The organism is Anaerospora hongkongensis (assembly GCF_004339805.1).
Classification (GTDB): Bacteria; Bacillota; Negativicutes; order Sporomusales; family DSM-15969; genus Anaerospora; species Anaerospora hongkongensis.
Map to the genome: position 1 here is coordinate 19,880 of NZ_SLUI01000004.1, position 12,611 is coordinate 32,490.

Genomic DNA, 12,611 nt, shown 5'->3' on the forward strand with positions numbered 1-12,611 from the left:
AAAAAAGGAACGTCCCCCTTTGTCAACTTTCCTAATCATTTTTTGGTTTCCAATAACGAGAGCAGTTTAACTCGCGGCATAATAACCCGTTATCAATAAGCTCTCGTCTTAGTAAAAAATAATCTCCAAAAGTATGCCATTCGCTGCATATCTCATTTACCTCTTTTTCAGTATAGTTGCGGTTTGATTCAAATTTCTCTACTAAATAGCGGAGTGTCGCAACTCTAATTTTGTGCTTTTGAGGTAACTGTGTGATTTTGCCGTAATTATCAAGAAATCTCGTTATATTAATTTTCTGTTCCAATTTAAATCGCTCCTTTCTGGTTGCTATTTTGTTTTTCAGTCCAAAGTTCCAGCAAAGTATTTACATCATCTGAAAACTCCTGCGCTGTTTGAATTTCTTTCTTTTCTAGCTCTTCCAGTATTGTGAAGGAAAATGCAGTTGCGCCAAACTGTTTCCATGCTTCCATCATACACGTCTCAGGGCAAGAATTCGTTGATACGGAGAAGGCGAAACGATTTTTTGCCCCTTGCATATCTGTTGTTGCGCGTAGCCAACGGTTACCGGCAGCGCTGCATTCCACGCAATATACCCCGCCGATGATCACTCTATTTTTGTACTGCTCTTTCAAATCTTTTTTTGATAGCTTGTTCATCGCTTAAGCACCACCCTTTTTAGAATTAACTTTGTCACTAATGTTCATTAGGACTTCCCCTGTGTATAACTGTAGCGAAACTTTAGCTATACTTCAATAAACGCTCCGTAGAGGTAGCGGGGTATAACACGGCTGCATAAAAAATGATGCCAACTTTATATCACCAAAAGCAAGTTAGCCAATGCCAACAAAAGATGAAAGGTGGTACATAATCGGAACAAAAGAAATGCGGCAGAAAGATTGAATAATTGTTGATTAATACTAGTAAGATTAGTGAAGCTCAAATATACGGGAGAGGTGTTTTTCAATGTTGAATATTGGAATTTTTCTTTTTAATGATGTAGAATTGCTGGATTTTGCTGGCCCATATGAAGTTTTTTCGGTTGCTACAGAATTACAGGATAATCCATTGTTTAACGTTTTTACCATTACTGAAGATGGAGCGGGGATTCGATCAGTAAATGGACTAAAAGTCATGCCGGATTATGATTTTAAGAATCATCCACAGATAGATGTCCTTGTTGTACCTGGAGGAAATGGAACCAAGATTGAAATGACTAAAGAAACGGTTTTACAGTGGCTGAAAGAGCAATATACTCATTCGCAAATTACAATGTCAGTTTGTTCCGGCACAAGATTACTTGGGAAAATAGGATTGCTGGATAATTTAAAAATTACTACTCACCACGAAGTGATCGCTGATATGAGAATGATTGTTCCAAGTGCAATGATTGAAGAAAATGTGAAATTTGTTGATAATGGAAAAATATTAACTTCTGCTGGTATTTCTGCGGGGATTGAGCTTTCACTTTACGTAGTGGCAAAGTTGTTTGGCAAAGAAGTTGCCAATAAAGCAGCGGCTTATATGGAGTATGGAGATTGGAAAAACTTTTGAACAAAAGTAGCAGCCGTCAAAGCGGAGTCTTCATTTGTCCTACTGCATAAAAATGATGCCGACTTTTTAAAAAAGCTGGCATCATTTTTTATTATCCCATATTTCGCAAGGCCTATCTCGCATTGGTGACGGATCAATTTCGAAGACCATATTTACTAATGTTATTCTTCAGGATACAAGAGAACCGTCCCCTTGTATCTAAAAAGTGGACAAAAAAGGAACGTCCCCGCGTCCCTTAGGACAACCACCATGTGGTTAAATTCTTTTCATCTTGCTATATTAGTAATATAACATAAAAATAACTGACAACAAAACTAGCTAGATTGGGGTGAATTGCGTGATGAAGATATTTGTGACAGGCGCAACAGGCAAGGTTGGGAGTCGCCTCGTACCCTATTTATTGAAACAAGGCCATGCCGTTCGTATTCTAGTAAGAAATGCTGAGCGCGCATCCGCATTGAAAGAACAAGGGGCAGAAGTGGTCTTAGGTGATCTATTGGATAATCTGAATCTAACGGAAGCCATCCGGGGTGTTGATGCTGTAGTGCATGCAGCCGCTCAATTTCGTGGTGGTGTGAGTGAGAAGATCGCTCGGTCGTTGAACCTGGATGCAACGATTACCTTAGCGAGAGCAGCGCTTGAGGCAGGCGTCACCAGATTTGTTTTTACCAGCACCAGCAATGTATATCGTGACTTGGATGTAGATAGACCCTGCCGAGAAGACGATGTTCTTGTACCGGCGAAAGAGGTATATCCCAAAACAAAAATTGCAGCAGAAGAAGCCTTACTGCAACTATATCGTGAACAAGGACTCGATATTCGCATTCTGAGGCTGGCATTTGTTTATGGTGATCATGATCCACACATTGAAGAAACTTTGCCTTATATGATTAACTGGAACCCTTTAAAGAAACTATCTATGGTTCATCATGCTGATGTCAGTCAAGCACTACTGCTTGCTGCCAGTACACCCTCTGTTAGCAGTCGTATATACAATGTTGCAGATGATAATCCGATTACTATAGGTGAATTATATAAACTACAAGGGGGACCGGAGCAAGTTCCTACTAAAGATGGGTGGCTAATGTCTAACCTATGGGAATTGACAGTAGATACAGCGCGTATTAAAAAAGAGTTGAATTTCCAACCACAATATCCCTCCGTTTATGTGGCAAGGGATATGGCAGCATTGTAGTGTAGTACAAAACTAATATGTATTCAGGAATTAGTATAATTGCTTTAAAAATACTCTTGCTATATTTGTATAAATATAGCAGGAGTATTTTAATCCAGGAAAAGTTAGATTGCTCAGCGCCAGATATGAGTTCATTAAGCGCACTGAGTAGAAATTTGGATATAATGGGTATTTTGTATTTACTCTAGATAGTGAAATACCTGAAGTTTTAATACATGGAAGGATGTTGCTCGTCCCCGCCGTCCATCTAGACAGTTATTATTCCTTTGGTGCCATCTACACGTACCATTTGGCCATCTTTTAATCTAGTTGTGATGCCCGGTATATCTACTACGCAGGGCAGGCCATATTCCCGTGAGACAATTGCAGCATGGGAACCTGCACTTCCGATTTCAGTGACTACTGCGGAGGCTAACCTAAAAAGTGGCGTCCAAACTGGAGCGGTATAGGGTGACACAAGAATATCTCCCTTTTTTAATTTATGAAATTCAGATGGTCCTCTTACGATGCAGACTGGACCTTCATACACTCCACGACTTGCAGAAATTCCCTTAATTTCGTTTGGATCACCAATACTTTTCGTTTGCTTTTCTTTTTTATTAAATACAGGAAACGATCCGGTGGATATCATCCAGTGAATACCTTTTTCATGGGCAGCATAGACCTTTTTATAAGCACTTTGCCTTTTGGCAATCTTTCCTTTTAGATCTAATTGTCCCGCTGCAACAGGCTCTAATTCTTCCAGGAAAAGAAAGAATATATCATTCGCTTCGCTTAGGATGCCCTTTTCTTCAAGCATAGTTCCAAGTTTTAAACTTAATCTGCGCACACAGGATGTGAGCTTTTCTATATAAAACAAACCTTCTTCCCGTATGATCACTCCTTCTCTGGCTAAATCAAGGATTGTAAGGAAGTTGTCATATTGTTTTTTACTTAGCACGTTCTTGATTTCATTCTTTGCCTCTTCAAGGGCAAGTTCTTGCTTTTTAAAGCTTGCCTCGGAATTGAACAGTTCGTTGTCACTCACTAATGAATCAATGAGGTCATAAATGACTTCCGGCTTTTCTCGCCATGTATAGGCTGATAGGGTAGGAGCCATACTTGCCGAAGGTCTGTCGCCGTATTCTGCTAAAAATGCATCAAATTCATTTTTAAATTCAGAGCTGTCTTTTCCATACAAAGCTGCTGCATGTGCAACTTTTACCAATGCTTTATTCTGCAGAGCAGTTCGAAAAGGCAATGCTTTAAGGAGGTTTTCTTTCACTTCTTCTTTCCGCTTTTTTCCTACCGCTTTTTTGATTAAATAGTCAAATTTTAAGTCGATAACGATATTCGGTACGAAGTCAGATATCCTTTTTTGAAAAAGAACGCCCATTTCGGCTACTGCCTGTTCCATCAGCTTTGCTAGTTTGACTGCATCCGTTGTAGTCTTTCCCGCATCATCCGTTTTTTTAATCCACAAATCTATTTCGCTAGATAAGGATTGCCAAAAAAGCCGGATGTCCATGGTGTATTCTCTAATGAGTAATTTTGGTATTTTACATAGCATAGCAGGGGAGAATTCTGCTTGTTGAAGATCAATAGCAACACAGCCACTCTCTCTTTCAATAGGTCTCATCGGACTCTTAGGCAGACTAAAGCCGACCTCGTTGTGCAAATAACGATCAAAGCCTTGATAACAGGAACAAATATAAGCGAAATCCAAGGGTGTCGGAGGTTCTGAACAATGTTCCATAGCGCTTTGCAAGCCCCAAGGAGCTTTTTTACCCTGGAAAATGATTGGATCATCAGGGCCTAAAATATCCGTAGCTTCAGAGTCGGATAACGCAGTGGTGATTGGTCGGGCTTGCAGCATATAGATTTGCCCTTGGGAAAGAGCCCACTCTGTGTCCATTGGGCATCCGTAATGCTGTTCGACCGCTTTAGCAAGGTCTGTCAATTGCTGAAACTCACGGTTGCCAAGGCAGTATTCTTGCCGCTTTTTCATGGGAACTTCTTCTAACACCGTGCCGTTTTTGCTTAGCAAAATGCTTATTTCTTTGGAACCTAAAATTTGTTCCTTGACGCTTCCGGATTTTGATAAGATGAATGTATCTGGTGTTATTTGTCCGCTTACAATCGATTCTCCCAACCCGTATCCGGCGCTAATCAGCATTTCATCCTGTCTGCCATTGACCGGATTTGCCGTGAACATGACCCCGGCAGCCTCAGCATCGATCATTAATTGGATAACAACAGCCAAGTCTACCTTGAGATGTTCAAAACCCATGCTAATGCGATAGGATATGGCCTGCGACGACCAGAGGCTGGCCCAACACTTTTTTATATACCTAATGATCCCGTCGATTCCGCAAATACCGAGATAGGTTTCATGCTGTCCCGCAAAAGATGCAGAAGGTAAATCTTCGGCTGTAGCGCTCGAACGGACTGCAACCAATACATCGGAGCGGCTGCTCAGTTCTTGAGAAAAACCAGCGTATGCCCTTTTTACGTCTTCCTGCACCTCACTAGGCATAGGAGACTCTTCAATCCAGGTAGAAATGCATTGACTGGCCTCAGTTATAGCAGCAATATCATTCTCAGCAATGTTCTCCAGTTTGGCTTCTATCAGCTCTTTTAGATTTGCAGCTTCCAGGTGCTTGCGATAAGCTGCTGCTGTGATGACGAATCCAGGTGGAACGGGAAGCCCCGCCTGGATTAACACCCCTAGATTAGCACCCTTGCCGCCTGCAATTGATAAAGAGTCTTTATTTAATCTCTTTAAATTATTTGTATACTTTGACATATAACTCACTCCTTTTTATGCTTTTTGAGCTTTTATTATTTTTTGATCTTTCATAAACATGACCGCGATAATAGATAAGAGAATGGTAATTAGGGTTAACATCATCGCGTAATTCAAGGCCTCATTATAAGCCTGCTGCTGCAAAATACCACTTGCTTGCTCAGTGATGCGGTCAGCAAACTGTAAGCGGTGACTTTGGATCAGTGTTGTTAAAACGGTTATACATAGTGCCTGATTGATCTGTTTGATGGTATTTTGCAGTGCCGAGGCTCTGCCTACGAGATGACTGGGGACCGCGTATATCCCAGCAGTTCCAACCGGCTGCATACAAAATCCCATACCAAGCCCTCTTAATGTGGATAGCAATAGAATGGTTTGAACAGAAGTGTTCATATCGAGAAGACTGAGCTGATAAGTGGTAACTGCGACAATGAAAAGACCAGGTACTGTCAATTTTCTAAGTCCAACCTTGACTAGTAATCTGCCGCTGATGGCTGATGTAACGCCAGCGGCTATGGCTGAAGGAAAAAGCAAGAAACCTGTGTCTAGTGCACTAAACCCTCTTACTTGCTGCAAGTATAAAGGAAGGATGAGCACGCCTCCCATAAAGGCAAGTCCGTGTAAAGTCTGAACGATCTGGCTCACGGTATAGTTGTAAATTTTAATAACGCGCAAATCAAGCAAGGGCTCTTTGACGGTTAGTTCATTTGCAATGAAAACCACTGTACTGATGATTCCAACAGAAAGCAGTATCCAGTTTTTTGTATTACCCCAGTCTATCGAGGCGCCTTCGCTAAGGACATAGAGTAAGCTCACAATCCCAATCACTGAAGAAATAAATCCGACTATGTCAAAACGTTGAAATGGCTTGGTCGGAGAATTTTCCAATGCATTACTTGCTATAATTAAGCCTAAGATTCCAAGCGGAACGTTTACAAGAAACATCATCCCCCAATCCATGTTTGCAATGATATAACCACCGATAGTTGGTCCCAGAGCCGGACCAAACATGCCTACAATTCCCCAGTATCCCATCGCTGCCCCCCGTTCTTCATGGGGGAAGACGGTAAAGATAATGGTGACTGCAACCGGCATTATCATACCGCCACCGATTGCCTGAATGATTCGAAACATTACCAGCGAACTATTACTCCAGGATAATCCGCATAACATCGATCCCAAGGTAAACATGGATAAAGCAAAAATGAATACTCTTTTCGTTCCGAAGGTGTCAATCAAAAATCCCGTCAAGGGAATTACTGCTGCTAGTGCTAGGGAATAAGCACTTAATACCCACTTTACGTTACTTAGGTCAACATGGAATATCTCCATGAGTTTTGGAATTGCTATATTCACAATACTTGTATCCAGCATCGTCATAAAAGTACCTAATATAATGACTGCCAGAGCCAGCCATTTATTGTTCTTCATTTTTAATCCCTCCGCATAAAAATAAATTGTTGAATGATAAGAATAAAAAATTAGTTTTCTAAAACATTGATAACTAACAATTAGAAATCTAATAATTAGGGTAAAAAATTACAGGGAAATTATGGGCTGAATTTTACTCGAGGCTGCTGTTGATTTTTGTTAAAAGGCGCAGCAAGGTTTGAATCTCATCATCAGTTAGACATTTTGTAATATCATTTTCTATTTCCTGAAATTTTTTATCGAAGTCTTCGATTAATTCTTTTCCTTTTGGCAAGAGGTAAACTTTTTTTTCTCTTTCATTATCCTTAGGAATTCTTCTTTCAATAAAACCTTTCTTTTCAAGGCCTTGAAGCATGCTGGTTATACTGGCGTCCCGTTTCTTAAAAAAATCGGCTAACTCCTTCTGGATAATTCCTTCATGGGAATTAATGTACCCGAGGGTATGCCCTTGTTGCGAATTCAAGCCGAATTCTGCAAGACTCTTGTCAGCTTTATTTTTCATTTTAATGCTTATCACTCTGAGTAGATAAGAAAAAGGTTGATTTGCCCAAGAATTGTTTTCTGTCATTTTTCAGTTCCTTTCAAATGTGGTGATAATCCAAATGAATTTATGAACTCATTCTAACAGTTAGAATTCTAAATGTCAATAGAGTGATTATAAGTGGGAAAATGTTACTGTTTTATTACATTCTTTGAATTCTTTTTTTTAGTATTAGCCAGCATTTGCCGGACTTTTTTTCATATTTAGCCAGGAGAACTCCTGAAACAGTTATCATGCCACCTGCAACTGCGATAGCTGAGGGAATTTCATTCATCCAAAGATATCCCATTAATAGAGTAACAATTGGTACGAGAAAAAGATAAGCAGAGGCACTAGAAGCATCTAGCTTTGATAGTACATAGGACCAACAAAAATAGGCAGCAACAGCTGGGAAGATGCCTAAATAAATAACAGAAAGTGTCGATTGTATAGAACTTGTCTTGATGATAAAAATCAAATCACTGCTTATGGGGAGCAGCGCAATAGTGCCAATCCATATTGAATAACAGATAAGATCGAAACTAGAATATTGTAATAGCAGGGATTTTTGCAGGATAAAATAGATGCTTTGTGAAAAAGCAGCAAGAAATAGGATAAAGGTGCCGTTATTTAAAACAATGAGTGAGCCGGATTCGCCCCATGTGATGAACCCTATACCCAACAAGCTGATTCCCATACCCAACCATGTGGCAATAGATATTTTTTCCTTTAGGATGAAAGCCGCCAGTAGTGCAGTAATTAAATTGCCGCCATTTACAATAAAACAGGATGAAGCGGCAGTAACTAGTTGTTCACCGTAGTTAAGGGAGATATTGTATAACGTAAAACCAAAGATACCAGTCAAGGTAATGGTGACAAGGTCCTTTGTTTTCGGAAGCTGTATCCCGCGAATATCGCTAAAGGGAAAAGGATAATAGAAGCAACGATATAGCGAAAGGTTGCCAATTCAATCGGTGGATAGTCTTGTATGGCGGCACGAATACCTACAAATGCTGATGCCCAAAGGATAATCGTTGTGGAAATGGCAAGCACAACTTTAGCGTGGGGGAGCTTAGCAGTCATAACCCTTACCTCCAATGTTTTTATTTAATAACAGTATATTGAAGGTAAACTCATTTGAAAAATTGAAATAATAAATCTGATCGATAGAAATTTATAATGGAATATATTATGTGTATTTAGGAGAAATGAAGTGGAGTTTCGCCAGCTATTTACTTTTAAAAAGATTGTAGAACTGCAAAGTTTTACGAAGGCAGCTGAGCACCTTGGATATAGCCAGCCAACTGTAACCTCTCAGATTCATGCGCTGGAAGAACATTTGGGAGTAAAGCTTTTTGACAGGATCGGGAGAAAAGTTGTACTTACCGATGCTGGTAATCAATTAATTCAATATGTGTCTCAAATTACCGATATCTATAAGCAAATTGAAGATACGGTAAAAGACCAGGAGGTAATAAGAGGTAAACTAATAATTGGGGCACCAGAAACGCTGACCATATATCGCCTGGAACCGATTTTGCGGGAATATCGACAGCTGTTCCCCCTGGTCGATATTGTTTTAATCAATGACTCAAACGCTCCAATGTACGAAATGTTAAGTCGTGGAGAAATTGATTTGGCCTTTCAAATTGCAGTAGAATGTGAATATAAGGATTACCCCGTAATCCATTTGGCATATGAATCTTTTGTTCTTGTGGGCAACCCAGATTGTAAGCTCGATGATTTAGAATCCGAGCCTAATCAGCTTGTCAATGAAACGATAATATATAACGCAAGGGGATGTATATATAGAAAAGTTTTTGAAGAGTATTTAAAGTCTAAGATGCTAGTACCCCGAAATTCTCTAGAGCTTTGGAGTATTGAAGCAATTAAGAATGGGGTAATGAATGGCCTGGGAATATCTATGTTGCCTTTAATCGCAGTGAAAAAAGATATTGAAGATGGCAAGTTGAAGGTAATTGATTGCAATTCGCAAACAAATACTATAACAACGCATTTGATATACCATAAAAATAAATGGCTTTCTAAGCCAATGCGTGCTTGGATTGAAATTACACAGAAGTATTCAAAAAACTGGACTTAGTTCGCCTATTTTGGCGAATAAAAATGGCTTTTATGAAAGGAGAATGGATATGATTGAAGCAATTGAAATGCGGAGAAGTATTAGAAAATATAAAGGTGATGCTGTACCGGATCAAGATATTCTGCGGCTGATTGAGAGTGCGAGACTGGCACCATCAGGGAGCAATACCCAGCCTTGGCACTTTATTGTTGTTAAAGATAAGCTCATGAAACAACGAATAGCGGAAGTATCTCATAATCAAAAATGGATGGTAGCTGCTCCTGTTTTTATTGTATGTGTTGCAGACATTCGTTCAAGAATAAAAGAGGAAATTCAGTTTATCTTGGATGAAAATAGCTCAGAAGAAGAGGTTAAGCAAATAATAAGAGACACTTCGATTGCGACAGAACATATTATGCTTACTGCCAGTAGTTTAGGGCTAGGTTCTTGTTGGGTTGCTTGGTTTACGCAAAATGAGATTAGACCAGTCCTAAACATTCCTTTCGATAAATACGTAGTTGGTATCATTACACTTGGTTATGCAGATGAGCAACCAGCGCCCCGTCCGCGTAAAAAGATGGGAGAAATATTACATTATGAACAATGGTAAACGAATAGTTCAGGTGGGTAAGTGGATAGCATTCTACTCTTTTATATCGAAGATGGCGTAGCAATTTTTAACGACACGAAGGGAACTTCCAGAACCGTTATATTGTAATTCTTTTCCTACTAGAGCCTTATTAGCTGGCTGTTATTCTGAGATAAGGTAAGAGTGGAGATGGTAGCAGCGTTAGGCATCACACTAAACAAACAAGTATTATATTGCTACCAAACTACAATAAAAAAAATCGGAGCATTATGCTCCGATTTTTTGCTTTCTATTTTAGTTGGCTTTTGGATCGCTTTAATTAATAAAGAGACTCCTTTGTTTAATTGGCAGGTTTTTTTTAGATAAGTGTGAATATATTTATAAATGGTTGATGGATTTCATGGGTATATGAGTATTCTTTCTATTATTGGGCGGTGAATTTATGCATAAAATGGCAAGTGGTAAAAAAGCTTTTTCATATTTGCAAATTGAGCAAGGTGTGCCCTATAAAAAAGGAACTCGTATTCCACTAGATGGAAATACTTTCATGATTGGAAGGTCCACAACTGCTTTTTCAGTAGACATTAGTTTCGGGAGTTTTCTGATATCACGCAAACATTGTTATGTTAAATATTCTAATAGCGAGTGGATTATTTCTGATTTGGGGAGCAAGCATGGTACTAGGGTAAATGAGGAGTCTATTGCGGAGCAAGAAGAATATGTTCTTAAATCGGGCGATAAAGTAATACTTTCTTCAGGTATAGTAATTTTTAGTTTTGTGATGCCAGTAGAATTTGACAAAACTTTGGATTTTGATCGAACTCACTCTATAAAAATAGAGGATGAGTTAACTTTTGATCCTTATGTGAATATTGATTTGGACAGAATGAAATTGCTGGTTGATAATCAAGTAATATCTTTATCAGTTAAGGAATGGCTATTTTTAGAAACTCTGTATAGAAGACGTGGAAAAGTTGTAAGTTATGAGGATATAAAGAGAGCTGTATGGCCTGAAAGATATATGGTCCATAATAACTTTTCGGTTGTAGGTTTTGAAGAGGTTAACATGATGAGTTATCGCTTGCGTAAAAAATTTGGTAAATATAGCAAAATAATAAAAACAATTAGAGGGCATGGGTGTATATTGGATTTGTAGTAGAGCTTTTGCCTAGATATTGGCGAAAGCTTTTTATTAATTTGTAATGAATCTGTAAGGGAAATGCTATTCTTTTTAGAAACTAGTTTAAGTAATATTTAAACGTAGGCTATGAGCGGTATAGTCAATAGAAAGCGGAGGGGATTATAAGTGAAAAAAGTGATGTTAGTGTTACTGTGTATTATGCTAATTAATGTTACTAGCGTGAATGCATCAAAAATACTGGAACGCGGGGATTTTGAAAAATATGCTTCTGGCTTTACCGGCACATTTATATTGTACGATGAAACAAAGGATCAATATGTTGTGTTTGATAAGTCACGAAGCACAGAACGATTATCACCATGTTCCACATTTAAGATTTATAATTCGCTTATCGGATTGGAAACGGGAGTTTTAGATGGCGAAGATGTATATACTTTATATAAGTGGGATGGTACACAGTATACTTTTCCTGCATGGAATCATGATCAAACACTTGCATCGGCAACTAGGGATTCAGTAGTTTGGTATTTCCAGAGGCTTGCTGCCAATATTGGTGCAGAAAGAATGCAGGAAAACCTCGATAAAATAGGATATGGGAATAGAGATATTTCAGGCGGATTAACCACATTTTGGTTACGTTCATCACTTCAAATTTCAGCTCGTGAGCAGGTTGATTTATTATATAAGTTGTATTCCGGTAAATTACAGGTTTCTCGAGATAACATAGAAGTAGTAAAGCGAAATATTACGTTGTCCGAAAGTGATGGGATTCGATTTATGGGAAAAACGGGGTCTGGTTTTGAAGACGGGAAATGGAAACTGGGTTGGTTTGTTGGCTGTATAGAAAAACAAGGAAGCCGATATTATTTTGCCACTAATATTCAAGCACCAGATGGAGCAACGGGTGGTAAGGCTAGAGAAATTTCCAAAGCAATTCTTAAAGAACTTCAAATATTATAACAGCATAGTTGTGTTAGACAGAGGGATTATGCCTAGTGCATATATCAGACCTTTGTCAGGCGATTGCCAAAGGTTCTTAATTGATGGATATTTAAAAGGGTACATAATTGAAGATGATAATAAAACAATAAGCATAAAAAAATCGGAGCATTTACGCTCCGGTTTTTTTGTTTTCTATTTTAGTTAACTTGTGGCTTGCTTTTGGTACTATGTGTTACTTCCGCGAGATTATGCCCTTTTTTCGCTTGGTAATACATTGGATTGCTAAGGAGTTGATGAACATGTTGATTAAAATCCATCAAAGCGGTAGGCGAGGGTTGATTAATTTCTTTGAAAGTAAAAGTAATTTTAGGCAT

At 38.8% G+C, this 12,611-nt stretch carries 13 protein-coding genes and 1 pseudogene; 6 read left to right on the forward strand and 8 right to left on the reverse strand.

The window, feature by feature from the left end; all coding sequences use genetic code 11:
* Positions 1–31: 31 nt before the first annotated feature.
* Together EV210_RS06585 and EV210_RS06590 are read right to left on the reverse strand one after the other, a co-directional pair.
* Positions 32–304, reverse strand: a complete 273-nt coding sequence (locus EV210_RS06585) for a DUF2087 domain-containing protein (protein ID WP_132077460.1) — start codon at positions 302–304, stop codon at positions 32–34.
* A gap of 1 nt (position 305) precedes the next feature.
* Positions 306–656 carry a GIY-YIG nuclease family protein gene (locus EV210_RS06590; RefSeq protein WP_132077463.1) on the reverse strand — a complete coding sequence of 117 codons (351 nt, stop codon included), beginning with the start codon at positions 654–656 and terminating at the stop codon, positions 306–308.
* Between the two features lie 307 nt (positions 657–963).
* Between EV210_RS06590 and EV210_RS06595 the strand changes: the two genes are divergently transcribed.
* Positions 964–1,551 (forward strand): DJ-1/PfpI family protein, encoded by a 588-nt coding sequence (locus tag EV210_RS06595; RefSeq protein ID WP_132077466.1) that lies wholly within the window; start codon positions 964–966, stop codon positions 1,549–1,551.
* A gap of 340 nt (positions 1,552–1,891) precedes the next feature.
* A complete protein-coding gene (locus EV210_RS06600) occupies positions 1,892–2,746 on the forward strand; it encodes an NAD-dependent epimerase/dehydratase family protein (RefSeq protein ID WP_132078259.1) in 855 nt (284 codons plus the stop codon).
* A 247-nt stretch (positions 2,747–2,993) separates the two neighbouring features.
* Here EV210_RS06600 and EV210_RS06605 read toward each other — a convergent pair whose 3' ends face one another.
* The 5 genes and pseudogenes from EV210_RS06605 to EV210_RS23440 form a co-directional block, all read right to left on the reverse strand.
* Positions 2,994–5,531, reverse strand: a complete 2,538-nt coding sequence (locus EV210_RS06605; RefSeq protein ID WP_132077469.1) for a PEP/pyruvate-binding domain-containing protein — start codon at positions 5,529–5,531, stop codon at positions 2,994–2,996.
* A gap of 15 nt (positions 5,532–5,546) precedes the next feature.
* Positions 5,547–6,962: a DHA2 family efflux MFS transporter permease subunit gene (locus EV210_RS06610; RefSeq protein ID WP_132077472.1), complete on the reverse strand. Its 1,416-nt coding sequence runs from the start codon at positions 6,960–6,962 to the stop codon at positions 5,547–5,549.
* A gap of 133 nt (positions 6,963–7,095) precedes the next feature.
* On the reverse strand, positions 7,096–7,530 hold the full coding sequence (locus EV210_RS06615) for a MarR family winged helix-turn-helix transcriptional regulator (RefSeq protein WP_132077475.1): 435 nt from the start codon (positions 7,528–7,530) through the stop codon (positions 7,096–7,098).
* A 115-nt stretch (positions 7,531–7,645) separates the two neighbouring features.
* Positions 7,646–8,179, reverse strand: a complete 534-nt coding sequence (locus EV210_RS06620; RefSeq protein WP_424218036.1) for a DMT family transporter — start codon at positions 8,177–8,179, stop codon at positions 7,646–7,648.
* Between the two features lie 24 nt (positions 8,180–8,203).
* Positions 8,204–8,565: pseudogene (locus EV210_RS23440) on the reverse strand (DMT family transporter); the annotation flags it as partial.
* Between the two features lie 130 nt (positions 8,566–8,695).
* Between EV210_RS23440 and EV210_RS06630 the strand changes: the two are divergent.
* From EV210_RS06630 to EV210_RS06645, 4 genes are all read left to right on the forward strand, one after another.
* Complete coding sequence (locus tag EV210_RS06630) at positions 8,696–9,586, forward strand: LysR family transcriptional regulator (protein ID WP_132077485.1); 891 nt, start codon at positions 8,696–8,698, stop codon at positions 9,584–9,586.
* Between the two features lie 49 nt (positions 9,587–9,635).
* Positions 9,636–10,175, forward strand: coding sequence for a nitroreductase family protein (locus EV210_RS06635; protein WP_132077488.1), 540 nt, complete (start codon positions 9,636–9,638; stop codon positions 10,173–10,175).
* A gap of 421 nt (positions 10,176–10,596) precedes the next feature.
* Positions 10,597–11,310 carry an FHA domain-containing protein gene (locus tag EV210_RS06640; protein WP_132077491.1) on the forward strand — a complete coding sequence of 238 codons (714 nt, stop codon included), beginning with the start codon at positions 10,597–10,599 and terminating at the stop codon, positions 11,308–11,310.
* Positions 11,311–11,460: 150 nt separating this feature from the next.
* Positions 11,461–12,255 (forward strand): penicillin-binding transpeptidase domain-containing protein, encoded by a 795-nt coding sequence (locus EV210_RS06645; protein ID WP_243650460.1) that lies wholly within the window; start codon positions 11,461–11,463, stop codon positions 12,253–12,255.
* Positions 12,256–12,434: 179 nt separating this feature from the next.
* Here the strand turns inward: EV210_RS06645 and EV210_RS22555 are convergent, their stop codons facing one another.
* Positions 12,435–12,611: a hypothetical protein gene (locus tag EV210_RS22555; RefSeq protein WP_165898819.1), complete on the reverse strand. Its 177-nt coding sequence runs from the start codon at positions 12,609–12,611 to the stop codon at positions 12,435–12,437.